The sequence below is a fragment of the Streptomyces sp. BE303 genome, from assembly GCF_036290945.1.
In the GTDB taxonomy this organism is placed as follows: Bacteria; Actinomycetota; Actinomycetes; order Streptomycetales; family Streptomycetaceae; genus Kitasatospora.
This window is the reverse complement of sequence record NZ_JAQYWZ010000383.1, coordinates 16,432-42,034: the sequence shown is the minus strand read 5'-3', so window position 1 is coordinate 42,034 and position 25,603 is coordinate 16,432. Positions and strand designations below refer to the sequence as shown.

Genomic DNA, 25,603 nt, shown 5'->3' with positions numbered 1-25,603 from the left:
GCATGACGGCAGGTGAGCCTTGGTTTGGGGTGATGAGGTGAGCCTAGCCTAAGTTGAAGCTCCGGCTTCCCGCCCGCCCCGTCCCCGGACATGGGTCCGGCCTATCGGCACGACGAGCGGCCGGTCACCCACCGGGTCGTCGATCACCTCGGCCCGCAGGCCGAACGCCTCGTGCAGCAGCTCCGGGGTCACCACGTCGCGCGGGTGACCCTGCGCCAGGACCGAACCCGCCTTCATCACGATCAGGTTGTCGCTGTACCGGGCGGCCAGGTTGAGGTCGTGCAGCACCATGACCACGGTGCACCCCGACTCGTGGAGGTCGTCCACCAGGTCGAGCACGTCGACCGCGTGCGCGAGGTCCAGGTAGGTGGTGGGCTCGTCGAGCAGCAGCAGATCGGTGCCCTGGGCCAGCGTCATGGAGATCCAGACCCGCTGCCGCTGACCCCCGGACAGCGCGTCGACGGGGCGGTCGGCCAGGTCGGACACCCCGGTCATGGCCAGCGCGCGCTCCACCACCGAGGCGTCGTCGGAGGACCACTGCCGCAGCCAGCTCTGGTGCGGGTGCCGGCCCCTGGCGACGAGGTCCGCCACGGTCAGGCCCTCCGGCGCGACGGGCGACTGCGGCAGCAGGCCGAGCTTCTTCGCCACGTCCCTGGTCCTGAGCCTGACGATGTCCTCACCGTCCAGCACCACCGACCCCCGGGTCGGCCTGAGCAGCCGTGACAGGGTCCGCAGCAGGGTGGACTTCCCGCACCCGTTGGGGCCGATGATCGTGGTCACCACCCCCGGCGGGATCGTGACGTCCAGGGCGTCGATGACGGTCCGGTCGCCGTACCCGACCGTGACACCCCTGGCCGCCAGCCGCGGGACGCCGTCCGACCCGGCGGCGGAACCGGTCCGGGACCTGATCCCGGACCTGATCCCGGACTCGGTCCCGGGCTCGGTCCCGGTGTGCTCAGCGACCATGGGGCCCCCTCTATTTAGGCTTGCCTAACCTTTCTATCACCTAGCGGCGGTTCGCCCGCACCAGGAGGTGGACGAGGAAGGGACCACCGATGGCGGCGGTGACCACGCCGACCGGCAGGGTGATCGGCAGCGCCGTCCGGGCGACCAGGTCCGAGCCGATCAGCAGCAGCGCTCCGACCGTGCCGGAGGCCACCACCGGCGGTGTCGGGCACCTCGTCAGACGCATCGCCACCTGCGGCGCCACCAGGGCGACGAACGGCACCGGCCCCGCCGCGCTCACCGCGAAGCCGGCCAGGAGCACCGCGCAGAGCAGCAGCACCGCCCGCACCAGCGCGTACCGCACCCCCAGGCCGGCCGCCACGTCGTCACCGAAGTGCAGCGGCTTGAACTGGAAGGCGACGCCGGTCACGACGGCCAGGACGGCCAGCGTGCCCCAGAGCGCCACCCACACCTCGTCCCAGGAACGGTTGTCCAGCGAGCCGACCAGCCACGCCTGGGCCCGGGCCACGTCCCTGATGTCGGCGGTGGCCAGCAGCCAGGTCGTGACCGCCTCCATCACGGCGCTCACCGAGATGCCGATGAGGATGAGCCGGAAACCGTCGACCCCCCGTCGCCACGCCAGGAAGTACACCAGCAGGCCGGTGCCGAGACCGCCCACCAGCGCCGCCCCGGAGAGGCCGACGGCGCCGGCGACCGCGGCGGCCGACCCGCCCGACACCGTCACCAGGAACACCGTGACGGCGCTCGCCCCTCCGGTGATCCCCAGGATGTCCGGACTCGCCAGCGGGTTGCGGGCGATGGACTGCGTGAGCGCCCCGGACACCCCCAGCGCGAACCCCACGACGAGACCGGCCAGGGCCCGCGGCATGCGCAGGTCCATGATCACGAACTCGTCGACCCGCTCGCCGCCGCCGAAGAGCGTGGCCACCACCTGCGGCAGCCCGATGGGGAAGTCCCCCACCGCGATGGACAGGCAGAACCCCAGGAAGGTCGCCGCCGTCAGCAGCAGCGTGACCAGCACGATCCTGGGCCGCCACACGAAGGACAGGCCGCCGAACCGCACGCCCGGCGCCGCCACCCGCTTCTCCAAGGTCACGTTCATGCGTTCTTGAACTTCCCTCGCCACACCAGACCCGCGAAGAACGGGGCGCCGAGGAGGGCGACGAGGACGCCGGCCTCCAGCTCGCCCGGCCGGACCACCACGCGCCCCACGATGTCGCAGACCAGCAGGACCACCGCGCCGAGCAGGCCCGCGTACGGCACCAGCCAGCGGTAGTCCGGCCCCGCCAGGTACCGGGCCACGTGCGCCACCATGAGCCCGAGAAACGTGACAGGACCGCACGCCGCCGTCGCCGCGCCCGCCATGAGCGTGATCGCGACGATGCCGACGGTCCGGATCAGCGCGATGTTCACCCCCAGGCCCCGCGCCACGTCGTCCCCCAGGTTGAGCAGGTTGACCGAGGGCAGGGTGACCAGGGCCAGCACCAGCCCGACCACGACGAAGGCGGTCACCGGCCAGATCACCCGGAACGGCACACCGGCCACCGAGCCGGCGTTCCAGAACCGCAGGGCGTTCAGCGCCGCCTTGTCCGACAGGGCGATCGCCGTCGTCATCGCCGCGAGGAACACCGCGACCCCCTGGCCCGCCAGAGCCAGGGTCAGCGGATTGCCGGCGCCCCGCCCGATGCTCGACAGCCCGAACACGACGACACCCGCGAGCGCGGCCCCCAGGAAGGCGAACCACACGTACTGGAACGGGTCGGTGAACCCGAACAGGGAGATCGCCGCCACCACGGCGAACGAGGCACCGGTGTTCACCCCCAGCAGGCCGGTGTCCGCGATGGGGTTGCGGGTGAACCCCTGGATCAGTGCCCCGCCGACGCCCAGCGCGACACCCGCCACGATCGCGAGCACCGTCCGGGGCACCCGCACGGTCTGCACGATGAGCCTGATCTCCGTACTCCTCTGGTCGGGGTCCGGCCCCGCGAACAGCCCGTGCCACACCTCGGCGGGAGTCAACGCCCGCGCACCGACGGCGACCGAGAGCACCGCAACGGCGACGAGGACCGCTCCCACCACGCCCAGACCGAGGATTCGCCGCCGCCGGAGCCCTGCCACCTTGGAAAGTGCGGGGCGTTCCGCTGAAATCGCGCCCATGGCGAGGTAGGTCATCCCGGCACCGTCGCCGGGCCGCCCGGCGACCTCGTGCTCGCCGTCGGGCGGGCCGCCGGAGCGACGGCGTGTGCCAGGGGGCACGGACGTTCCTTTCTCTCACGTACTGCGTGCACGTCGGCCGACCCGCCGGCGGGTCGGCCGGGACGGCCGCCTGCCAGGCGTCCCGTCGAGGCCGGAGGCGCGAGGGAGTCCAGGCGCACCGACGACCGACGACCGAGGACCGACGGAACTTAGGTAACGCTCACCTTATCCAGTAGTGCTGTCGACCGAACAAGAGGGGGCGAAGCCCTCCTTCCCCGCCCAATTCCGCCCGGTGGGGGTACCGCCCGACCGGAACTGTTCTCCCCTCGTACGTCAGGCCGTTCACCACAGCGCGCGGTACGGCACGGGTGACGCTGCTAAGGCTTGTCCGACAGACACGCCCCTGAACGCACAGCGCCGACCATCACCCGCTCGCTCGTCAGGAGGACCCCCGTGAGGCGAACCGATCGAGTCCGGCTCCGCACACCGGCGGTGGCATCCGCCGCCGCCGTCGTGGGAGCGCTCCTCGCGCTGCCGGCCGGCACCGCGCAGGCGGTGTCCGCGGACATCGTGATCAGCCAGGTGTACGGCGGTGGCGGCAACTCCGGCGCCCAGTACGCCAACGACTACGTCGAGCTCTACAACCGGGGCACCGTGCCGGTCCCGGTCACCGGCTGGACCGTCCAGTACGCCTCGGCGGGCGGCTCCTCCTGGGCGAGGACCACGCTGTCGGGCACCATCGCCCCCGGCAGGTACTACCTCGTCCAGCAGGCGGCGGGGGCCGGCTCCGGAGCCGCCCTGCCGACGCCGGACGCGACCGGCACGCTCGCCCTGAGCGCCACCACCGGCAAGGTCGCGCTGGTCACCAACGGAACCGCGCTCACCTGCGCCACGGGCTGCGCCACCCAGCCGGGCGTGAAGGACTTCGTCGGCTACGGGTCGACGGCCAGTTCCGCCGAGGGCTCACCGACCGGCAACCTCGCCAACACCACGGCCGCGCTGCGGGCCGGCGGCGGGGCCACCGACACCGACAGCAACGCGGCCGACTTCGCCGTCACCGCGCCCGCCCCCCGCAACTCCTCCTCCGGCGGCGGCACCGGCGGCACCCGGATACGTGACGTCCAGGGCGCCGCCCGCACCTCGCCGAAGGCCGGACAGACCGTCACGGCCGTCCCCGGCGTCGTCACCGCCACCGGCCCGAGCGGCTTCTGGTTCCAGGACCCGCAGCCCGACGCCGACCCGGCCACCAGCGAGGCCGTCTACGTCTACACGGCCGGCGCACCGGGCGTCGCCGTCGGCGACTCGGTGACGGTCGGCGGCACGGTGAGCGAGTTCCGTCCGGGCGGCACCGGCGGCACCACCAACCTCACCGTCACCGAACTGACCGCACCGAGCGTCACCGTCCTCACCCACAACGCGCCGCTTCCCGCACCCGCCCTGGTCGGGGCCGGCGGCCGGGTGCCGCCGGCCGCGGTGATCTCCGGCGTGACCAGCGGCAACGTCGAGACCGCGGCCGGCTTCCAGCCGTCCACCGACGGCCTCGACTTCTGGGAGTCCCTGGAGGGCATGCGGGTCAGGATCGACGACGCGGCCGTGGTCGGCCCGACCAGCTCGTTCGGCGAGATCCCGGTCGTCCCGCAGGGCTCCACCACCCGCACCACCCGCGGCGGCATCCTCCTCCGGGCCGGCGACGGCAACCCCGAACGGATCGTCCTCGACGACGTGCTCGCCCCCGTACCGACCGCCAAGGTCGGCGACACCCTCACCGGCGCCACCGTCGGCGTCGTCGACTACTCCTTCGGCAACTTCAAGCTGCTCCCCACCACGACCCCGACGGTCACCTCCGGCGGACTCGCCGCGGAGACCACGGCCGCGCCGGCCGCCGGCGAACTGGCCACGGCGACGTTCAACGTCGAGAACCTCTCCCCGAACGACCCCCAGAGCAAGTTCGACGGCCTGGCCGCCGCCGTGGTCGCCAACCTCCGCGCGCCCGACCTGGTCGCGCTGGAGGAGATCCAGGACAACAACGGCGCCACCGACAACGGCACCGTCGCCGCCGACCAGACCCTCGCCCGGCTGACCGCCGCCATCACCGCGGCCGGCGGCCCGTCCTACTCCTACCGGCAGATCAACCCGGTGGACGGCCAGGACGGCGGCCAGCCCGGCGGCAACATCCGCCAGGTCTTCCTCTACCGCACGGACCGGGGTCTGACCTTCACCGACCGCCCGGGCGCCGGCTCCAGCACCGCCAACTCGGTCGTCAACAGCGGCGGCACCCCGGCACTCGCCTACTCCCCCGGCCGGATCGACCCGGGCAACTCCGCGTTCGGCGCCAGCCGCAAGCCGCTGGCCGGCGAGTTCCGCTGGAACGGCCGCCCGGTCTTCGTGATCGCCAACCACTTCAACTCCAAGGGCGGCGACCAGCCCCTCTTCGGCCGCTACCAGCAGCCGGCCCGCCCCTCCGAGACCCAGCGGCACGCCCAGGCCGGTGTGGTGAAGACCTTCACCGACCAGCTCCTCGCCGTCGACCCGAGCGCCTCGGTGATCGTCCTCGGCGACATCAACGACTTCGAGTTCTCCCAGACCGCCGACCTCCTCACCGCGGGCGGCTCCCTGGTCGACCTCCCCCGCACCCTCCCCCTCGCCGAGCGCTACACCTACGTCTACGAGGGCAACTCCCAGGTGCTCGACCACATCCTGATCTCCCCCGCCCTCGCGGCCAGGCCCTACAGCTACGACATCGTCCACCTCAACAGCGAGTTCCCCACCCAGCTCAGCGACCACGACCCCCAGGTCGTCCGCATCCCCCTCCCCTGACACCCCGAACCCCGCTGCCCCGGCCCCGCCCCCGGCGCCGGGGCAGCGCCGTGCGGAGACGGGATTCGTTCCCGGTCCGGGACGCCGGAGGGATGATCCGGGTCAATCAGGGGTGTACGGGAACTGATCGGGGTGGGGGGACGACTGGTGGGGGGTGAGTGGGATGTCGCCGGGTGCCCGGCCGTTGAGTGTGCTGGTGGGGTTCGCCCTGATGCTGGTGGTGGTGTTCGTAGTGGCCTTCGCGGTAGGGCGCGGAGCCGGGCCCGTGACGCCCGGGCTGACGCCCGGCGGGGGCGGCGGGGGTAAACCCGGGATGGGGCATGACATGGGGGCGGGCCGATGAGGGCCGTGGTGGAGAGCCCCGGGAGCGGGGAGACCGGCCCGCCGCCGGTCAGCACCGATCTGGTGGTCGGCGGGATGACCTGCGCGGCCTGTGTCAGCCGGGTGGAGAAGCGGCTCGCCCGGATCGAGGGCGTGACCGCCGGGGTCAATCTGGCCACCGGGCGGGCGCGGGTGCTGCACCCGGCCGGGGTGGGCGTCGAGGAACTGGTGGCGGCGGTCGAACGGGCCGGCTACACCGCCGAGCAGGCCCCGGACGGGCTGTCGGCGGCGGGCCCGGACCAGGACGAGTCCGCGGACCGGTGGCGGCTGCTGGTGACGGCCCTGCTGGCCGTGCCGGTGGTGGTCCTGTCGATGGTTCCGTCGCTGCAGTTCGACGCCTGGCAGTGGGTCTGCTTCGCGCTGTCGGTGCCGGTGGTGAGCTGGGGTTCGGCCGGGTTCCACCGGCGGGCCTGGCAGGGACTGCGGCACGCGGCGGCGACCATGGACACCCTGGTGAGTCTCGGGGTGGTGGCCTCGTTCGGCTGGTCCGCGTACGCGCTGGTGTTCGGCGGGGCGGGCGAGATCGGCATGCGGATGCCGTTCTCGCTGACCGCGGACGGCGGCGGCGCCGCGCACGTCTACCTGGAGGCGGCCGTCGGGGTGCCGCTGTTCGTGCTCGCCGGGCGGCTGCTGGAGGGGCGGGTGCGGCGGCGCACCGGTTCGGCGCTGCGGGCCCTGGCGGAGCTGGGCGCCAAGGAGGTGTGCGTCCGCGACCCGGAGACCGGGGAGGAACAGCTGCTGCCGATCGAACAGCTGCTGCCCGGGCAGGAGTTCGTGGTCCGGCCGGGCGAGCGGGTGGCCACCGACGGTGTGGTGGTGGAGGGCAGCTCGGCCCTGGATCTGAGCCTGCTGACCGGCGAGTCGGTGCCGGTCGAGGTCGGTCCGGGCGACCAGGTGGCGGGCGCCACGGTGAACGTCGGCGGCGCCCTGGTAGTACGGGCGACGGCGGTCGGTGCGGACACCCAACTCGCCCGGATCACCGCCCTGGTGGCGGACGCCCAGGCCGGGAAGGCCCGGGCGCAGCGGCTGGCGGACACGGTGGCCGGAGTGTTCGTGCCGTGCGTGCTGACGGTCGCGGTCTGCGTGCTGGGCTTCTGGCTGGGTGCCGGGGCCGACCCGCAGGCGGCGGTGACGGCGGCCGTCGCCGTCCTGGTGGTGGCCTGCCCGTGCGCGCTGGGCCTGGCCACGCCGACCGCGCTGCTGGCGGCGACCGGCCGGGGCGCCGAACTGGGCGTGCTGGTGCGCGGCCCGGAGGTGCTGGAGAGCCTGCGGCGGATCGACACCGTGGTGCTGGACAAGACGGGGACACTGACCACCGGCCGGATGGAGCTCGCGGCGGTGGCCGTGGCCCCGGACGCGGGGGTCGACGAGGACCAGGTGCTCCGGCTCGCAGGAGCCGTCGAGCACCGTTCGGAGCACCCGATCGGCCGGGCCGTCGTGGGGGCGGCCCGCGAGCGATGTGGCTCCGAACCCCTCCCGGCGGTGGCCGAGTTCAGGGCCACTGCCGGGGTGGGGGTGGCCGGCACGGTGGAGGGGCGGCAGGTCCGGGTGGTCCGCCCGGACGACGCGGTCGGACCGCTGCCGGCCGGGCTGGTGACCGCGCTGGAGGAGGCTGCGGCGGCCGGCCGGACGCCGGTGGTCGTGGAGCTGGACGGGCGGGCGGTGGCCGTCCTCGCGGTCGGCGACACCCTGCGTTCGGGCAGCTGGCGCGCGCTGCACCGGCTGCGCCGGATGGGTCTGGAACCGGTCCTGCTGACCGGTGACGGGCCGGGCGCGGCGCACGCGGTGGCAACCGAACTGGGCATCGAGCGGGTGCACTTCTCGGCCTCGCCGGAGCGCAAGGCCGAGGTGGTGGCCGAGTTGAAGGCCGCCGGACGGACGACCGCGGTCGTCGGCGACGGCGTCAACGACGCGGTCGCGCTGGCCTCGGCGGACCTCGGGGTGGCCCTGGCCTCGGGGAGCGACGCGGCGATCGGCGCCGCCGGGCTGACCCTGGTGCGCGGGGACATCGAGGCGGTGGTGGACGCCGTCCGGCTGGCCCGGCGCACGCTGGGCACGATCCGGGTCAACCTGCTGTGGGCGTTCGGCTACAACGTGGTGCTGATCCCGCTGGCGGCGGTCGGGCTGCTGAACCCGATGCTGGCGGCGGTGGCGATGTCGCTGAGTTCGCTGCTCGTCGTGGGGAACAGCCTGCGGCTGCGGACCTGGCGGCCCGGCCGGGGCGCCTCGGACGGACGGGGCGGCGGCGCCCCCGGCGGCGGGCGGCGGCCGGACCGGGCGCGACGCTCGGCGCGGGCGGGCGCAGGCACGGGTACGGGGGGCGCGCGGTGAGCGGCGGCGGTGCGGTGGGCGGGGTACGGCCGGGAAGGATCTCCGCACGGACGGGGCGCGTCCCCGAGCGGCTGAAGGTGGTCGGCCCGCCGGTCGCGGCGGCGGTGGTGGCACTGGCGCTGCTCTCCGGGTGGACCGCGGTCGGCGGAGCCGGGCGGCCACAGCCGGTGGAGGCCGGTCCGGGCTGGCTGCTGTTGCCGACGACGGGCGGGGCGACGGCCACGGCCGCCTTCTTCACGGTCCGCAACCCCGGCGACATACCGGACGAACTCACCGGTGCCAGCTGGGAGTTCGGCGGAAAGGTGACGCTGAAACGCCATCTGCACCAGGGTGCCTCCGGCCGGTGGGAGCCGGTCACGGCCCTGCCCGTGCCGGAGCGCGGCGAGCTGGTGATGTCGCCGGAGGACGCCGACCTGATGATCACGAACCCGCCGGCGCTCACGGTCGGCCAGTGGGTGGAGTTCACGCTCACCTTCCGCCACAGCCCCGAGCTGCGGCTGAAGGCGGAGGTCGTCAAGCCGGGCGGACGCCGCAGCGGCTGAGGACGGCCTGCGGCGGCGACGGGCGGCAGGAGTGGGGGGCGACCACCGGCGGCCGACGCCGTCCGGTCGCGAAGCCCGGTCGCGAAGCCCGGTGGAGAAGCCCGGTGGTCGGGCCGCCCGCAGCGAGGGGAGGCGGCCCGGCCACCGACCTGAGCGGCCGGGCGGCCCCCGACCCGTCGCTCGGCGGGGTGGGCGGACGGCTCGCCGGGCCGGGTCGTGGGCGATCCGGTCCTCGGCCTCGGCGGTGAGCGCCAGCACCTGCCGTACCCCGGCCTCCTCCAGCACGGCGAGTGCCACACCCTCCTCCCGGGCGGCGGCGATCAGCTCCGCGAGCACGCCTCGGGCACGTCCCGGTTGGTGAACGGCCGTCGGCTGGAGCGGCGTTCGGTGATCGCCGGATAGAGATCGCGGCCGAACGGCGGGGCGACGGAAGCGGATCCGGGAGCGGCGCGGAGCGCGAGGTCGAGAACGGCCGACAGACCGGGGTCGACCGGATCCGGGAGCAGCCGGACCGCCGGCTCGCGGCCCAGCCGGACGGCGGCCACCCTCAGGTTGAACAGGGCCGCGCCGACGGCGACGTGCAGTGCGGAGCCGACGGCGTCGGCGAGCGGGACGGCGCGGGCGAGGTCGGCGTGCACCTCGATCCCGCACCCGTCCGGGGTGGGGCGGAACCGCCACGGCTGGCTGTTGTGCAGCGAGGGGGCCGCGCCGCCGGCGACGGCCAGCAGCCGCAGGTCGTCCGGGGTGAGGGTGGACTCGGTCATGGTGATCCTCTCCTTGCCTCGTCGCCACGCCCCGGCGGAGCCACCGCGCGGGCGGGACGGCCGGGTCGGGGCGGTGGCGGGCGGGACGGCTGCTACTCCGAGCCTGCGCCCGTCCGGCGGCCGGACGGCAGGGTCCAACGGCCCGCGTCCGGAGGGCGAAGGGTGGCGCTGCGCCTACGGCCCGGGGCGGGGTGGATCAGCGGGGCCTCGGGGCGGGTCGTCGGGCGGCGGGGCGGCGGACACCCGCCGCGCCTCGACGGCCACCGGCCGCACTGCGCCGCGCCCGCGTCCTCACCGTGTCAGTCGTGCGGGACCACCGCGACCGGCGCGTGGGCGTGGTGCAGCACCGCGTGCGCGACCCGTCCGAGCCGGGGGCCGAAGTCGTGCGGCCGGCGTCGGCGCCCGACCACCACCAGCCCGGCCCCGACCGATTCCTCCACCAGCGTGCGGGCGGCGCCGAGCCTGGCCTGCTCGACGACCTCCGTGTCGGGGTGCCGCTCCCGGTGCGCCGAGAGAGCGGCGGCCAGCGCCTTCTCCTCCCCCGCCTGGAGCAGCGCCATCTCGGAACCGGACGGCAGGAAGCCGACCACCGCGAACGCCGGTGGGAGTTCCCAGCCGTGGACCGCCCGGAGCCGGGCACCGCGCAGCGCGGCCTCCTGGAAGGCGAACGCCAGCACGGCGTCGCCGGGCGCACCGGCGTCCACGCCGACGACCACGTCGGGAACGGTCTCGGGGACCGCCTCGGGCCGTGTCTCCGAAGCGGCCTGCGCCCGGTCACGGTGCGGCTCCGCCGGACGGGCCGGACGTCCCGGGCGGACGACCACCACCGGCGCGGCCGACCGGGCGGCGACCGCCATGCTCACCGAGCCGACCAGCAATCCGGCGAAGCCTCCCAGGCCCCGCGAGCCGACGACGAGCAGACCCGCGTCCTCGGCGGCGGCCACCAGCCCGTCGACCGCGGCGTCGAGCACCACGTCGGTGTGGACGGCCACGCCGGGGTGACCCTCGCGGACCTCCTCCGCCGTCCCCGCGAGCATCCGCTGGGCGGCGACCGGCAGGTCGTCAGGGTCGGCGAACGCGGCACGGCCGTCGGTGAGCCACGGCCAGACGTGCACCAGGCGCAGCGCGGCCCCGCGGCGCCGGGCCTCCTCGGCGGCCCAGTGGGCGGCTGCGGTGCTCTCGGGCGATCCGTCGACTCCGACCAGAACAGGGGGCGTCATGGGAGGTTCCTCTCCGCTCGTTGTCCCGCCGCGGGTGCGCACCGGGTTCGCTGCCGGTCCCGCCGCAGGTCCACTGCGTGCCGCTGGTGCCGTACGGTGGCCGCCCGGGCGCCGGGCGGCTTCCGGCCGGCTTCCGGGCGGTGCGGTCTGACGCACCGTCCGCCGGTTCCCACCCTGGTCGGGCGGCCGGGCTCCGGGCCAGGGGCCGCAGGGCCCGCGCCGCAGGGCCATAGGTCCCTGGGCAGGACCGAAGACGCGTCCATGACCACCCCGGGGTGCCGCACGGGCCGCCCTGGGCACTAACGTGAATCCGACGATCCGACCGGTCCGACGACCGGGGCGGAACCGGACCGGGCAGGACAGAACGACGAGGAGGACGCCGGTGAACGGCGCGGAAGGTACGCGGACGGGCACCGGCGGACACGACGAAGCGCCCCCTGCGGCCTGCCCCCGGGCCACCCCGGCCCCCGGGAGCCGCGCCGAGCCCGCCACTCCCGCACCTCCCGGCGCCGTCGGCGCTCCCGACATCCTCGACACTCCCGGCGATCCCGGCCTCGCCGCCACGGCTGTCACCGGCGCCACCCCGGCCGCCGACCGGCCGCACCCGCGTGGCGCGGGCGCACGGATCCCGCAGCTGCGCCTGGACGAGCTCCTGGAGGAACTCCAGTGGCGGATCGACGCGGCACGCGGCACCCGCGACCGGGTGCACAGCCTGCTGGAGGCGGTGCTCGCCGTCGGCCGCGAGCTGGACCTCTCGCAGGCCCTGCGCCGGATCGTCGAGGCCGCCGCCGACCTGGTCGACGCCCGGTACGCGGCGCTCGGCGTCATCGGCGCGGACGGGCACACGCTGTCCCAGTTCCTGACGGTCGGTCTCACCGAGGAGGAGATCGAGGCGATCGGCCCGCTGCCGGCCGGGCACGGCATCCTGGGCGAGCTGATCCGTGAGCCGCAGCCGCTGCGCTGCCCGGTGCTCTCGGACCACCCGGCCTCGGTCGGCTTCCCGCCCAACCATCCGCCGATGCACACCTTCCTCGGGGTTCCGGTGCGGGTGCGGGGCGAGGTGTTCGGCAACCTGTACCTCACGGACAAGCGCGGCGGCCTGGACTTCGACGCCGACGACGAGGCGGTCATCTCCACGCTCGCCGTCGCCGCCGGGGTGGCCATCGACAACGCCCGGCTGTACGAGGAGGCGCAGCGCCAGCAGCGCTGGCTGCGGGCGAGCGCCGAGATCACCCGGAGTCTCCTCTCCGGCGCCCCCCGGCTGGAGGTGGTCGAGCTGATCGCGCGCCGGGCCCGGGAGATCGCCGGCGCCGAGCTCGCCGACGTCTCGGTGGCGCTCGCCGGACCGGGCGAGCGTGCGGCCGAGCTGACCGTCGAGGTCGCCCTGGGCGGCCGTCCGGAGGCGCGGCTCGGGGTGACCGTGCCGGTGGACGGCACGCTCTCCGGCGCCGCGTACGCGTCCGGATCCCCCGTCACCAGCGACGAGCTGGAGCACGACGGGCGGTACCCGGCCGGACCGGCCGGACGGTTCACCGGGCTCGGACCGGCCGTCGCGGTGCCGCTGGGCACCGGCGAGGGGTTCGGACGGGGTGTGCTGCTGCTCGCGAGGGAGAGCGGCCGGCCACCGTTCACGGCCGAGGAGACCGGCCCGCTCCTGGGCTTCGCCGACCAGGCCGCGCTCGCCCTTGAGCTGGCCGAACGGCGGCGCGACGCGGAGCAGTTGACCCTGCTGGAGGACCGCGACCGGATCGCCCGCGACCTCCATGACCTGGCCATCCAGCGGCTCTTCGCCACCGGCATGACGCTGCAGAGCGCAGGCCGCCTGATCGAGAGCCCGAGCGCGGCCGACCGGGTCAGCCGGGCGGTCGCCGACCTGGACGAGACGATCAAGATCATCCGTTCCACGATCTTCGGTCTGCGCGCCCACAACGAGCCCGACCGGGGCCTGCGCGCCCGGGCCACCCGGGCCGTCGGCGAGGCCCAGGCCACCCTCGGCTTCGCCCCGCGGCTCAGCATGGAGGGCCTGCTCGACACCGATGTACCGCAGGAACTCGCCGGACACGTCATGGCCGTCCTCGGAGAGGCCCTCAGCAACGCCGCCCGGCACGCCCGGGCCGGCCGGGTCGAGGTCTCCCTGCGCGCCCTCGGCGGCGTGGTCGCGCTCACGGTCACCGACGACGGCGTCGGCGTACCGTCCGGGGGCCGGCGCAGTGGTTTGCGCAACCTCGCCGAACGTGCCGAGCGGGTCGGCGGCAGCTTCGAGCTGCGCCCCGCGGACGGCGGCGGGACCGTCCTGCGCTGGGAGGCCCCGCTGGGGCTGTAGCCCGCCCCGGGGGAGCAGGGTCAGCGGGCCTACGGACCCGCCGCGCTCAGGCCGAGCTCAGGCCCGGTCTCAGGGACGGTCCGCGGTCACAACAGGTCGGCGGTCACAACAGGTCCGCGGTCAGGTGCCGGCCGACGACCAGTTCGGCACCGATCCGGATCTCGACCCGGGCCGTGCCCGGCCCCCTCGCCGGTCGGCGGACCTCCGCGCGGCCGAGGACGGTGACGCACCAACCGGTGCCGTCGGTACCGTCCACCTCGTCGGCCTCGAAGGCGATCACCGCGCCGTCCACCGCCCGCGCCAGCTCGGATCCGGCCGCCGCCGACACCAGCACGCCGCCGCCCGCGTCCAACCGGAACCGCACCGGGAGGACCGCCGGCAGCGCACGGACCGTGTAGACGACCCGGCCCACGTCGGTGCCGCCCAGCAGTTCCAGTGCCCGGGCCTCGTCGAGGTCCCGGGAACCGCCCGCCGGCGGCCCTGCGGACGCTTCGACCGGCACCACGGCCGGGGCTTCAGGATCGACGTTCATGCGAGCGATGGTCACTCGCCGGGCAGCGGCGGGGCGAGGGCCGATGGTCCCGTCCACCGCCCCCGGCCGGCGGGGCCGCGTCGAGAGGCGCCCGGACCGGGCGCGGCGGACGGTACGGGCGCGGCGAGGGGCGGCCCCGGACGGGCTTGCCGGACGGAGGGAGGGCCGCACCGCGGCAGCGCCGACACCCCCGGCTCCCACCGATCTCCGGGGGCCGGGGGCCTGGGGCCGGGGCTCAGGGCGCGGGTCAGCCGCGCAGGCCGCCGCCGAGGATGCGCGGGTGGTAGGTCGGCTGGGCGGCCGCGGCCTGGCGCAGCTCGGTGGCGATCAGGGCGGCCTGGACGCGCCGCTCCACGCCGAGCTTGGCCAGGAGGCGGGAGACGTGGTTCTTCACCGTCTTCTCCGCCAGGTAGAGCCGCTCCCCGATCTGCCGGTTGGTCAGGCCCTCGCCGATCAGCGCCAGCACCTCCTGCTCGCGGACGGTCAGCTCCGGTCCTCCGGTGGACGGCTGGGCCGGTTCGGCCTCGCTGCGGAGGCGGTTCAGCAGGCGGGTCGCCGCGCCGGGGTCGAGCATCGAACGCCCGGAGGCGACGGTGCGGACGGCGGCCACCAGGTCGGTCCCGCTGATCTGCTTCAGCACGTACCCGGCGGCGCCCGCCATCACGGCGTCGAGGAGCGCCTCCTCGTCGTCGAAGGAGGTCAGCATCAGGCACGCCAGGTCGGGCATCCGGGAGCGCAGTTCGCGGCAGACGGCCACACCGTCGCCGTCGCCCAGGCGGACGTCCAGCACGGCGACGTCGGGCCGCAGCGCCGGGACGCGGACGAGGGCCTGCTCGGCGGTGGCCGCCTCGCCGACCACCTCCAGGTCCGGTTCGCAGTCCAGCAGGTCGTGCACGCCGCGGCGCACCACCTCGTGGTCGTCCAGCAGGAACACCCTGACCGGTGCCGGCGTCTCGGTACCGGCCGTCTCGCTCGCCATCTCGCGGCTCCACCCTCTCCACGCCCGGCACACCACACGCCGGGTCCACCGCATCATGCCCCGGCGCCGCGCCCCCGGCCAGGGTCGAACGACCCCATCGGCCCGGGACGGTCCGCCGCCGGGATCGGTGCCGAGGACAGCGCCGGTCCCGGCCCGGGTGTGCCCCTACCCGGCCGCGATCGCGGTGAGCAGCCGCTCGGCGGCGCCGAAGGCTATCGCGCTGTCGAGCGGGTTGGAGTAGGTGCGCGACCAGGTGATCAGTCCGTCCCGGACCCGGGCGAACATCACGATGTCGAAGGCGAACTTCCGTCCGGTGGCCAGGACGTGCCCCTGGAGGCGGTACTCGACGACGACGAGTTCGGGATCGGCGGTCTCGTGGATGCTCACGGGGTCCACGCTCTCGGACTTCTGCATCGTGGCGCCGTGCCGCAGGTGGGCCCGGAAGGCCTCCCGCCCCGGCTTCTGCTCGGGCACGCCCGGCATCAGGTAGGGCAGTTCGAAGGCGGCGTCCTCCGTGCACAGGTCCGCCGCCGCCTCGTCGGGACCGTCGGCCATGTAGTCGACGAAGCGCTGGAGGACCTCGCGCGGTGAGGCAGTGGTCATGGGACACCCCTTTCGACGCCACCGGGGCGGTTCCCCCGGTGTCGCGCCCGAAGATACGGGTCGACCTGACTGCTTTTCAAAGTCCCTGCTCAAAGGTCGACTTGGATCCTCCGCCCCACCCCTACCGGGCAGGTGAGCAACACAGTCGCCGTCGGCGGGGCGGAGCCCTCACGGCGGTGCCTCAGCGGCGGTGCCGACGGACGTCGCCGAGGCCGATGAGAAGGAAGGCGGCGGAGACGGCGCCGGCGCTTCCGGCCGCGGCGGCCAGGCGCGGAGTCAGGGGGCCGCCACCGGTCAGCAGGACGGAGGCGGCGCCGAGCGAGGCGACCGCCAGTCCCACCAGCAGCCAGCCGAGCAGCGTGCGGGCCGCCGGGCGCGGGGAGCGCGTGGCCCCGGAGTCCGGGTCCGGGTCCGGGTCGAGCAGGGCCCAGCGGAGGCGGTCCTCGCGCCGCTCGGACCGGCTCTGCAGGTGGGCGCGGACCCTCAGGAGGACCCCGGCGACCAGGCCGGCCAGCGTGATCCGGGCGGCGGGCTGCCAGTCCGGGACGGCCAGCAACAGGACGCCGCCCAGGGCGAGGCCGGCCCACCAGACCACGCAGGCGGCAGCGGCGGTGCGGGCCGAGCGGGGGCGGTCGTCGCCCGCCTGGAGGTCGGCGATGGCGGGCAGGTACCAGACACAGCCGGACGCGGTGGTCGCGGCCGTGCCGATGGCGAGAACGGTGTGGGACATGGTTCCGTGCGCTCCTCAGCCGGTGGGGCTCGACGTGGATTCGGGAAGGCGTCGGACGAAGACGGGGACGACGTGTGGACTGGCCCGGGACGGAGGGCCCGGGACGGAGGGCCCGGGACGACTGGCCCGGGACGACTGGCCCGGGACGGAGGGCCGCTCCCGCCCGCCCGGGGGCAGCGACGCGGGCGGGAGCGGCGTTCAGGGGGCAGGCCGTCAGCGGCCCGCGCCGGGCCCACCGGAGGACCCGGCACGGGACCCGCCGGGGGACGTCTCGGAGGACGCCCCGGAGGAACCGGCGGCGGAACTCCCCAGCGCGCGGCCGCGTCGCGGTGCGGGGGCGTCGTACGCCGCCGGGGTGACGCCTGCCAGGTGCCTGGCGGGCTCGCCGTTGTGGTCCAGGAAGTCGCGGGCCGCGATCTCCGGGTGGTGCAGGTCGAAGGCCGGGGACTCGGACCGGATCCGGGGCAGGGTGACGAAGTTGTGCCGGGGCGGCGGGCAGGAGGTGGCCCACTCCAGCGAGCGGCCGTAGCCCCACGGGTCGTCGGCGGTCACCCGCTCGCCGTACTTGGCGGTCTTCCAGATGTTGTAGAGGAACGGCAGGATCGACAGGCCCAGCAGGAAGGAGCCGAGGGTGGACACCGTGTTGAGCACGGTGAAGCCGTCGGAGGCCAGGTAGTCGGCGTAGCGGCGCGGCATGCCCTCCGCGCCGAGCCAGTGCTGGACGAGGAAGGTGGAGTGGAACCCGATGGTGAGCGTCCAGAAGCAGATCCGCCCGAGCCGCTCGTCGAGCATCCGCCCGGTCATCTTGGGCCACCAGAAGTGGAAGCCGGCCATCATCGCGTAGACCACGGTGCCGAACAGCGTGTAGTGGAAGTGGGCGACGACGAAGTACGAGTCGGTCACGTGGAAGTCGATCGGCGGCGCGGCCAGCAGCACGCCCGTCAGGCCGCCGAACAGGAAGGTGACCAGGAAGCCGACCGTCCAGAGCATGGGCGTCTCGAAGCTCAGCGAGCCCTTCCACATGGTGCCGACCCAGTTGAAGAACTTGACGCCGGTCGGTACCGCGATCAGGAACGTCATGAACGAGAAGAACGGCAACAGCACTTGGCCGGTGGCGTACATGTGGTGCGCCCACACGGTGACCGAGAGGCCCGCGATGGCCACGGTGGCGGCGATCAGACCCGCGTAGCCGAACATCGGCTTGCGGCTGAACACCGGGATGATCTCCGACACGATGCCGAAGAACGGCAGGGCCAGGATGTACACCTCGGGATGGCCGAAGAACCAGAAGAGGTGCTGCCAGAGCATGGCCCCGCCGCTGGCGGGGTCGAAGACGTGCGAGCCGAACTTGCGGTCGCACTCCAGGGCGAGCAGCGCGGCGGCCAGCACGGGGAAGACCAGCAGCACCAGGACCGAGGTCAGCAGCACGTTCCAGCAGAAGATGGACATCCGGAACATGGTCAGGCCGGGGGCCCGCATGCAGATGATCGTGGTGATGAAGTTGACCGCGCCCAGGATGGAGCCGAAGCCGGAGAGCGTGACGCCCATGATCCACATGTCGGCGCCGACGCCGGGCGAGTGGACCGCGTCGGAGAGCGGCGCGTAGAGGAACCAGCCGAAGTCCGCGGCCCCCTGCGGGGTGGCGAAGCCGGCGGCGGCGATCAGCGAGCCGAACAGGAACAGCCAGAAGGCGAGCATGTTCAGCCGGGGGAAGGCGACGTCGGGTGCGCCGATCTGCAACGGCATGATCCAGTTGGCGAAGCCGGTGAACAGCGGCATCGCGAAGAGCAGCAGCATCACCGAACCGTGCATGGTGAAGGCCTGGTTGAACTGCTCGTTGGAGAGGATCTGCGTCCCCGGCCGGGCGAGTTCGGCGCGCATGACCAGGGCGAGGATGCCGCCGATCAGGAAGAACCCGAACGAGGACACCAGGTACATGGTGCCGATCGTCTTGTGATCGGTGGTCGTCAGCAGCCGGACCAGGGCCGAGCCGGGCCGCGCGGCCCGGACTCCTTCCGGGCGGGCGGCGGACGGCGGCGGCGCGTTGTCGCCCCATGCCTCGATGGCGCTCAAGGACGCACTCCTTCGAAACTACTGCGGATGGGTGGCGATCCATGATCGGAACGCGACACCCTTGCGCCCCAGGGCCGTTGGACCCAGCGGCCGGGGCCGGTGGGCCCCGGTTCGGGACCACCGGCCGGGACCACCGTCACCGGCCCCCGGAGACGACGAAGCACCGGTCGCAGCCGGTGAGTTGACGTTCTCCCCGGTCGCGCCGGCGCATTCGGGAGCCGTCGGCCGAGGGACGGCGGAGCGTCGGCGAAGGCCGCCCGCGGGCCTCGGCCGCTCACGTCCGCGGTGGCCGCGCCCCCGGCCGCCGGGGCCGACGCGGGAGCGTCAGGAGGCGGCGGCGGTGCCGACCGCGGCGATCCGGTAGCCGGTCACGAGGTCGGGCCGGATGGCCACCGTGTGGTCCATCGAGGCGTTCACCCACGGGCTCAACAGCCCGCGGTAGCGGGCCAGGAGGGACGGATCGGTGACCGGCCGCGCGAAGCCGGTCACCACCACGCTCCACCCGAGCCGGGTCGACGGGTCGATCGCGTCGGCCTCGTAGGCGACCACCACGCCGGCGTCGTCCCCGCCCTGGGCGACCGTGGTCAGCGCGGCGCCGTCGTGGGTCCGGATCACGATGACGTCGTCCACCAGGAGGTGGTTCACGGGGCGGATCGCCGGTAGCGCGGACACGGTGAAGACGATCCGGCCGAACGGCGCACGTCCCAACAGCCGCAGGGCCTCGGCCCGTTCGAGCGGGACCAGCTCGCGCGGCGGGGCGTCGGAGGCCGGACGGGGTCGGGCGGGCGGCGGCAGGCCCTCGGGCCGGCGCAGCGCGCGCAGGCGGCGACGGACGGACTCGTCGTTCACGAGGCGCCCGCGATCAGGCCGAGCCGGCCGTCGAAGCGCCGGTAGAGCACCCGCCCGCGCCGCGAACCCGGCTGGGCGAAGAACAGGTACGGCAGCTCGGCGGCGGCCAGCCGTTCGACGGCCTGATCCTCCGTCAACTCCGGTGCACCGCTCGGACTGAGGGTGAGCGGGGCGATCGGCCGGGTGGGCGGACCGGCCGCGGCCGTACGGGCCAGCCGGTAGCCGGTCGGACCCACCCGGTAGACCACGGCGTCGGTCTCGGTGGCCGGGTCGGTGAAGAGGTGGATGTCGAAGTCCATCGCGTCCATCGTCCGGGCGGCGGCGTCCGGCGAGCACCACACGAGGTGGGCCTGCTTGCGCCGGACGATGTCCTGCGGCCCGGCGGCGCAGGGGAGTTCGGTACGGGCGGCCTGCGGATCCGCCCAGCGCCGGGCCCTGACCTCCGAGGCCCTGACCTGCCGGGCCCTGACCTGTTGGGCCCTGACCTCCGGAACCCCGGCCGGCGGCGCCTCGACCGACGAGGGGGCCGCGGCAGGCCCGCGGCTCCGGGCCCGGCGGGGCCAGGGCCGGGGCGCCCACCCCGAGGCGACGGCTGCCATCCGGCCGCGCAGGCCGTCGGCCAGCCGGTCCAGAGCCTCCCCCAGATCGACGGCGACCTCCTGGACGCGGATCCGCCGGCCGTCCACCTCCGCGTTGACCTGGGCCAGGACGCCGGTCGGGCCGACCGGTCCGACCCGGACCCGCAGCAACTCGACCAGGGCGTCCGCCCCGCTCACCACGGCTGCGATCCGGGCCCTGGCGTCGGCCGCGAAACCTCGCGAAATCCCGTCGCACACCCGCACCGTGACCAACTCGCCCACCTCAGGCCTCTTCCCGTTCCGCGTTCTCGTCAGACCGCGCCACCCGCCTCCGGCAGGCCCGCACACACCGGCGCGTCGATCACCATCCCGCCACCGCACAGCCGTCACAAGGGCCGAACGGCCCCATCGGCGCCCGCCGTCCGGCCCCCACCGCCGGGACGACCCGGCTCGTCCGGGCGTGGTGCTCCCGCCGGGGCGAGCCGGCCGTCCCGGGCGCCGGGAGTGCGGGAATCCCCGGACGGCCGGGCCACACCCGCTCTCTGACGTCGCGGGATGCCGGACCGCGCCCCGGCCGTGGCATGATCGGGCCATGTCGATCCCCGACGACCAGTCCGCGTACTGGAACTCCACCGGCACCGGGAAGACCTTCGGCCACCCGCTGCACCCCGGCTGGACCGCCCGGATCGACCGGGGTGCCGCCCTCCTGGACTACGGCTGCGGGTACGGCCGGCTCGCCGGCGAACTCGCCGGCCTGGGCTTCACCGACGTCGAAGGCGTGGACGTCGCAGCGGAGTCGGTCGCCCGGGCACGCGCCGAGCAACCGGCCGCCCGGTTCGACGTGCTGACCGACCCGCCCCGGCTCGACCGTCCGGACTCCTCCTACGACGCGGCCTTCCTGTTCGCCGTCCTCACCTGCGTACCGGGCGACGACGCCCAGCGCGCCCTCGTCGCCGAACTCCACCGGGTGCTGCGCCCGGGCGCGCTCCTCCAGGTCAGCGACTACTGCCTCCAGCCGGACGAACGCAACCGCGAGCGCTACCGGCGGTTCGAGCCGCGGTACGGCCGGTTCGGCGTGTTCGAGACCGGCGACGGCGCGGTCTGCCGCCACCACACCCGGGCGTGGCTGGGCGAACTGTTCGGCGAATTCGACGCGGTGGCCGAGCACGAACTCCCGGTGCTCACGATGAACGGCCGCCCCGCGGTCGCCACTCGGCTCCTGTTCGCCAGACGGTAGGTCCCTTCCCCGGAACCCGGAAACGCGGCGGCCACGCACCGGCCCCGCACCCGATCGCGCACCGGCCCCGCACCCGGCGCCTCCCCCGGCCCCGGCGGTCGGCCCGGATCATGCGGGCCGACCGCCACAAAGATGGGGGCCCTCCCCCCATGCCCCGGTGGCCGCCTCGACGCCAGGATCGGCACCGAGGGCGGCGCCTTCGACGGCAGCGCAGCCCTCTCCCGGCATCGGAGGTGCGGTGGTGGCAGAGGTGAACGCCGTGCGCAGCACGCGCCTCGACGGAGGCGCCGGACCGGTTCAGGGCCCGGTCGCACCGGCGATCTCCTCGACCGCACCGTTCCCGCACTCTCCGGTGCCCGGTGATGCCACCTCGCCGGACGAACCGGCCGGTCCCGACCGGGCGCCGGCCGGAACCGGAGCCCCGGCCTCGTCCGGGCCGGGATCCGCATCCGGAACCCCGCACGTCCCCGGGGAGACGCCCGCCGCGCCCCCTCCCGCCGCGCCGGACCTCGCCGCGCCGGCCCCCGACGCACCGGACCTCGCCGCGCCGAGCCCCGGCCCGGCGCACCCCGGCCCGGCCTCCCGCCTCCACCGCTCCCGCCTCCGGGCGGCCCGTTCCGGCGGCCCCCCCTGGTGGGAGCGCGGCCTGACGCCGGGCCGGCCCGCCCCCGCCGCCCGCCCCGACTGGGCCGCCTTCACCGAGGCCGCCGTCGCCGCCGCCCCGGTCCGCCCGGTGGTGCCGCGCGCCGCCTACCCGGGGCTGACGGGTTTCGCGCTCGTCCTGCAGCCGTTCGCCGACCGCGCCCAGGTCCGGTTGCTGACCGCCCTCTCCCCCGGCGTGCGGGCCGCCGAGCAGCTGGGTCGGATCGACCTGGCCGCCCTGCGCACCGGGTTCACCGCCCGCCTGACCGAACGGCTCGCCCGGATCGCGGCCCGCACGCTGGTCCTGGAGCTCAACGTGGCACGGGCGGGCGGGCGGCTGGCCGGCGGCAGCCCGCACGAGCGGTTCCGCTCGTTCCTCGCGCTCACGGCGCGCCGCGAGGGCCTGGCCGCGCTGCTGCGCGAGTACCCGGTGCTGGCCCGGCTGCTCGCCCGCGCCTGCCTCGACGCCGCCGACGCGTTCGCCGAGCTGCTGGACCGCTTCGCCGGCGACCGTCCGTCCCTGGTCGCCGGCCTGCTGCGCGGACGCGACCCGGGCGCGCTGGTCGCGGTCGCCGCCGACGCGGGCGACCGGCACCGGCGCGGGCGTGCGGTGGCCGTGCTGCACTTCGCCGACGGCGGCGCCGTCGTCCACCGGCCCCGGCCGCCCGCCGCGCACCGGCACTTCAACGCCCTGCTCACCTGGTACACCGCGCAGCCCGGGGTGCCCCGGCTGCGCGCGCTCGGCCTGCTCGACCGCGGCGGCCACGGCTGGACCGAGTACGCCGAGGCACGCCCCTGCCTGACCGGCTTCGAGGTCGAGCGCTTCTACCGCCGGCAGGGCGCGCTGCTCGCGCTGCTGCACGTCCTGGACGGCACCGACCTGCACTTCGAGAACCTCGTCGCGTGCGGGGAGCACCCGGTGCTGGTGGACGTCGAGACGCTGTTCCACCCGCCGGCCCGGCGTGACCCGGCAGAGGACCCGGCCGTCCTGGCCCTCCAGGAGTCCGTGCACCGGGTCGGCCTGCTGCCGCAGTTGCTGGTCGGCGACGACGGCGCGGTGGACGTCTCCGGCATCGGCGGTGGCGGTGCGGGCCGGCTCACCTCCCCCGTCGAGGGCGTCGACTGGGCCGGCGCCGGCACCGACGAGATGCGGCTGGTCCGGCGCCCGCGACCGTTCGGGGAGGCCCACAACCGCCCCCGCCTGGGCGGCGCGCCGGTGGACCCGGCCGGCCACACCGAGGCCCTGGTCGAAGGCTTCCGCGCCGGGTACGCCGCACTCGCCGCCGGGCGCGACCGGCTCGTCGGCCCGCGCGGCCTGCTGCGCTCGTTCGCCGAGGACGAGGTCCGCGTGGTGCCCCGGGCCACCCGGGTCTACGCACGCCTGCTCGACGAGTCCACCCACCCGGACGTGCTGCGCGACGCCGCCGCGCGCCAGGCCGTCCTGGAGCTGCTGCGCACCGACGCGGTCGACGATCCCGGCCGGCCCGAACTCGCCGACCACGAGATCGCCGACCTCTGGAGCGGTGACGTCCCGCTCTTCACCGCCCGCCCCGGCGCCCGCGATCTGTGGACCTCCGGCGGCCGGCGGCTGCCCGGGGAACTCGCCGAGGCGGGGCTGGCCCGGGCGGAGTCCAAGCTCGCGGGGCTCGGCGGGGTCGACCGCAAGGACCAGGAGTGGATCATCCGCGCGGCCATGGTCGGCGCCGCCGGGACGCCCGCACACCGCCCGGGCCGGCCCGTCCCCGAGAACGTCTGGGCCACCGCGCCGGAGCCCGAGCAGCTGCTCACCGCCGCCCGGGGCGTCGGCGACCAGCTGGTCGCCGACGCCTACCGGGCCCGGTCCCGCACCAACTGGCTCGGCCTGGAGCTGCTCGCCGACCGGTACTGGCGGGTCCGGCCGCTCGGCGCCGACCTGGCCGGCGGCTACACCGGTGCCGCGCTCTTCCTCGCCCAACTCGCCGCGCTCACCGGCTCCGACCGCTACGCCGAGGTCGCCCGTCAGGCCCTCACACCCGTGCCCGGCCTGCTCGAATCCCTCGCCGCCCACCCCGACCTCCCGGCCGCCGTCGGCTCCGGCGGCTTCGCCGGCCTCGGCGGCATCGCCTACGCGCTCACCGAGATCGCCCGTATCCTCGACGACCCCCTGATCAGGCAGTGGACCGGCCCGGCGGTGGCACTCGTCGCGTCCGCGATCGAACGCGAGAGCGACCCGGGCGTGCACAGCGGCACCGCCGGCGGCGTCGCCGCCCTGCTCGCGGTGCACGCCTCGACCGTGCGTTCCGCGCTCGCCTCCCCCGGACACACCGGCCGCGCGGGCCACCCCGGTCACGCCACGGGACGGCCGCCGCACGCCGCCGGCGCCCGCACCGCCGGTACGCCCGGCACCGACGCCCTCGCCGCACAGGCCACCGCCGCACAGGCCACCGCCGCACTGCGCGCCGCCGCCCTCGGCGCCGAGCGGCTCGTGGACGGACCCGTGCCGCCCGCCACCGGATTCGCGCACGGCACGGCCGGCACGGGCTGGGCCCTGCTCCGGTACGCCGAGGCCATCGGCGAGGCGGCCGACGGGCCGCACCACCGGGCCGGGCTGGCCGCCCTGCACGCCGCCACCTCCGCCCGCTCCCGGGAGGGTTCCTGGTGCCGGGGCCGGGCCGGTGTCGCGCTCGCCGTGGTCGACAGCCCGCTCGCGCTCGCCGACCGCCGGCTCGCCGAGTGGGCCCAGCGCGCCGTCCGGAACACCGCCCGCGCCATACCGATCGCCGACCACAGCCTCTGCCACGGCGAACTCGGCGTCCTGGAACTGCTCGGCCGGCACGGCCCCGCGTCCGGCCGGACGCCGTGGGTCCGCCGGGCCGGGGCGCTACTGGCCGGAATCGACCACGACGGGGCCCGCTGCGGCACCCCCGACCACGTCCCGCATCCCGGCCTGCTCACCGGCCTGGCCGGGATCGGCCACGGCCTGCTCCGCCTCGGCTTCCCCGACCTCGTGCCGCCCGCCCTGCTGCTCCGCTCCGGCGGGCCTCCCGCGCTCCGCCGACCACGCCCTCCGACCGTTCCCGGCACCCGACCCGACCCGACCTGACCCGATCCGACCCGCGCGGGCCTCCGCCCGCCCCGCACACGCCCGTTCGCCGCACTCCGTGTGCGGCCGGACGGACCGCACCGCCCGCCCTGTCCGCCGACCCCTTCCGCCCCTGTCGAACCGGCGCCACCCCCGCACTGTCCGCACCGACCGCGAAGGAGCACCACCCGATGCACACCAACGACCAGCAGCCGAACCGGAACCAGCCCGTCGCCCGCCCCGGTGACGCGGCCGACCACCCGGCCGGCGAGATCCGGCTGCGCACCGGCGGCGGCCTGGGCCTGCGTTCGCAGCTGCTCGCCGGCACCGGCGGCGTCGTCCCGCCGATCTTCGAGTTCCCGACCATGACCACCCCGTTCTAGCAGTCCCTCCCCGGCCCTGACACGGCCGGACGGTCCACCGCCGGGGTACGGGCAGCCCCCCGGCGGTGGACCGCGCCACTGCGCGCCGCCGCACCGCGCCGTGCGCCCGTGCGCCCCTCCCGGCGCGCCCCGCGCCCCGGAATTGCAAGCCGACCGGCCCGCACCCGCCGCCGTCCGCCCGCACCCCGTGCTCCTGTGCGCCCCACCTGCACCACCCGGCGGGACGGCCGTGCCACCCGCCCCCGCCGCCCCGCCGGAACCGGCCGCACCGTTCCGGAACACCGCTCCGCACCCCGGCCTCCCCACTCCCGGACACCCCACCCGACCCAGTGATCACATCCGTCACACCCGTCGCCCCGCCGGACCACCGCCCCATCCATGTGGTCGAGCCGTAAT

The 25,603-nt window shown here is 75.4% G+C and carries 18 protein-coding genes and 1 pseudogene; 7 read left to right on the top strand and 12 right to left on the bottom strand.

Going from position 1 to position 25,603, the window contains the following annotated elements:
* Nucleotides 1–48 precede the first annotated feature (48 nt).
* From PUR56_RS06605 to PUR56_RS06595, 3 genes are read right to left on the bottom strand one after another with little or no spacing between them, the layout of a single operon-like run.
* The gene (locus tag PUR56_RS06605; protein WP_329948206.1) at nucleotides 49–966 is read right to left on the bottom strand and encodes an ABC transporter ATP-binding protein; all 918 of its coding nucleotides are present in this window, start codon (nucleotides 964–966) and stop codon (nucleotides 49–51) included.
* A 40-nt stretch (nucleotides 967–1,006) separates the two neighbouring features.
* A complete protein-coding gene (locus tag PUR56_RS06600; RefSeq protein WP_329948205.1) occupies nucleotides 1,007–2,068 on the bottom strand; it encodes a FecCD family ABC transporter permease in 1,062 nt (353 codons plus the stop codon).
* Nucleotides 2,065–3,123, bottom strand: coding sequence for a FecCD family ABC transporter permease (locus PUR56_RS06595; protein WP_329948250.1), 1,059 nt, complete (start codon nucleotides 3,121–3,123; stop codon nucleotides 2,065–2,067). The genes PUR56_RS06600 and PUR56_RS06595 overlap by 4 nt, the downstream gene beginning before the upstream one ends.
* A gap of 492 nt (nucleotides 3,124–3,615) precedes the next feature.
* On the opposite strand from PUR56_RS06595, the gene PUR56_RS06590 reads away from it, so the two are divergent.
* From PUR56_RS06590 to PUR56_RS06580, 3 genes are all read left to right on the top strand, one after another.
* The gene (locus tag PUR56_RS06590) at nucleotides 3,616–5,979 is read left to right on the top strand and encodes a lamin tail domain-containing protein (protein ID WP_329948204.1); all 2,364 of its coding nucleotides are present in this window, start codon (nucleotides 3,616–3,618) and stop codon (nucleotides 5,977–5,979) included.
* A gap of 339 nt (nucleotides 5,980–6,318) precedes the next feature.
* The gene (locus PUR56_RS06585) at nucleotides 6,319–8,691 is read left to right on the top strand and encodes a heavy metal translocating P-type ATPase (RefSeq protein WP_329882411.1); all 2,373 of its coding nucleotides are present in this window, start codon (nucleotides 6,319–6,321) and stop codon (nucleotides 8,689–8,691) included.
* Complete coding sequence (locus PUR56_RS06580; protein ID WP_329882412.1) at nucleotides 8,688–9,233, top strand: copper chaperone PCu(A)C; 546 nt, start codon at nucleotides 8,688–8,690, stop codon at nucleotides 9,231–9,233. The genes PUR56_RS06585 and PUR56_RS06580 overlap by 4 nt, the downstream gene beginning before the upstream one ends.
* Nucleotides 9,234–9,553: 320 nt before the next feature.
* Here PUR56_RS06580 and PUR56_RS06575 read toward each other — a convergent pair whose 3' ends face one another.
* Together PUR56_RS06575 and PUR56_RS06570 are read right to left on the bottom strand one after the other, a co-directional pair.
* On the bottom strand, nucleotides 9,554–9,997 hold the full coding sequence (locus PUR56_RS06575; RefSeq protein WP_329948203.1) for a hypothetical protein: 444 nt from the start codon (nucleotides 9,995–9,997) through the stop codon (nucleotides 9,554–9,556).
* 299 nt (nucleotides 9,998–10,296) lie between these two features.
* Nucleotides 10,297–11,217 carry a universal stress protein gene (locus PUR56_RS06570; RefSeq protein WP_329948202.1) on the bottom strand — a complete coding sequence of 307 codons (921 nt, stop codon included), beginning with the start codon at nucleotides 11,215–11,217 and terminating at the stop codon, nucleotides 10,297–10,299.
* Between the two features lie 625 nt (nucleotides 11,218–11,842).
* Between PUR56_RS06570 and PUR56_RS06565 the strand changes: the two genes are divergently transcribed.
* The gene (locus tag PUR56_RS06565) at nucleotides 11,843–13,540 is read left to right on the top strand and encodes a sensor histidine kinase (RefSeq protein ID WP_443034447.1); all 1,698 of its coding nucleotides are present in this window, start codon (nucleotides 11,843–11,845) and stop codon (nucleotides 13,538–13,540) included.
* 103 nt (nucleotides 13,541–13,643) lie between these two features.
* On the opposite strand, the gene PUR56_RS06560 is transcribed toward PUR56_RS06565, so the two are convergent.
* From PUR56_RS06560 to PUR56_RS06530, 7 genes and pseudogenes are all read right to left on the bottom strand, one after another.
* Nucleotides 13,644–14,072, bottom strand: a complete 429-nt coding sequence (locus PUR56_RS06560) for a pyridoxamine 5'-phosphate oxidase family protein (protein WP_329948201.1) — start codon at nucleotides 14,070–14,072, stop codon at nucleotides 13,644–13,646.
* Nucleotides 14,073–14,319: 247 nt separating this feature from the next.
* Nucleotides 14,320–15,051: a response regulator transcription factor gene (locus PUR56_RS06555; RefSeq protein ID WP_329882416.1), complete on the bottom strand. Its 732-nt coding sequence runs from the start codon at nucleotides 15,049–15,051 to the stop codon at nucleotides 14,320–14,322.
* A gap of 165 nt (nucleotides 15,052–15,216) precedes the next feature.
* Nucleotides 15,217–15,654 (bottom strand): nuclear transport factor 2 family protein, encoded by a 438-nt coding sequence (locus PUR56_RS06550; RefSeq protein ID WP_329882417.1) that lies wholly within the window; start codon nucleotides 15,652–15,654, stop codon nucleotides 15,217–15,219.
* 181 nt (nucleotides 15,655–15,835) lie between these two features.
* Nucleotides 15,836–16,384, bottom strand: a complete 549-nt coding sequence (locus PUR56_RS06545) for a hypothetical protein (RefSeq protein ID WP_329948200.1) — start codon at nucleotides 16,382–16,384, stop codon at nucleotides 15,836–15,838.
* A gap of 393 nt (nucleotides 16,385–16,777) precedes the next feature.
* Nucleotides 16,778–18,448 (bottom strand): annotated as a pseudogene (gene ctaD, locus PUR56_RS06540) (aa3-type cytochrome oxidase subunit I); the annotation flags it as partial.
* Between the two features lie 333 nt (nucleotides 18,449–18,781).
* Nucleotides 18,782–19,252 (bottom strand): pyridoxamine 5'-phosphate oxidase family protein, encoded by a 471-nt coding sequence (locus PUR56_RS06535; protein WP_329948247.1) that lies wholly within the window; start codon nucleotides 19,250–19,252, stop codon nucleotides 18,782–18,784.
* A gap of 50 nt (nucleotides 19,253–19,302) precedes the next feature.
* On the bottom strand, nucleotides 19,303–20,166 hold the full coding sequence (locus tag PUR56_RS06530) for a sigma 54 modulation/S30EA ribosomal C-terminal domain-containing protein (protein WP_329948199.1): 864 nt from the start codon (nucleotides 20,164–20,166) through the stop codon (nucleotides 19,303–19,305).
* A gap of 310 nt (nucleotides 20,167–20,476) precedes the next feature.
* Here PUR56_RS06530 and PUR56_RS06525 point away from each other — a divergent pair, with 310 nt between their 5' ends.
* The 3 genes from PUR56_RS06525 (at nucleotide 20,477) to PUR56_RS06515 (ending at nucleotide 25,207) form a co-directional block, all read left to right on the top strand.
* Nucleotides 20,477–21,121 (top strand): class I SAM-dependent methyltransferase, encoded by a 645-nt coding sequence (locus PUR56_RS06525; RefSeq protein WP_329882420.1) that lies wholly within the window; start codon nucleotides 20,477–20,479, stop codon nucleotides 21,119–21,121.
* Nucleotides 21,122–21,380: 259 nt separating this feature from the next.
* On the top strand, nucleotides 21,381–24,845 hold the full coding sequence (locus PUR56_RS06520) for a type 2 lanthipeptide synthetase LanM family protein (protein WP_329948198.1): 3,465 nt from the start codon (nucleotides 21,381–21,383) through the stop codon (nucleotides 24,843–24,845).
* A gap of 170 nt (nucleotides 24,846–25,015) precedes the next feature.
* Nucleotides 25,016–25,207, top strand: coding sequence for a hypothetical protein (locus PUR56_RS06515; RefSeq protein WP_329948197.1), 192 nt, complete (start codon nucleotides 25,016–25,018; stop codon nucleotides 25,205–25,207).
* Nucleotides 25,208–25,603 lie beyond the last annotated feature (396 nt).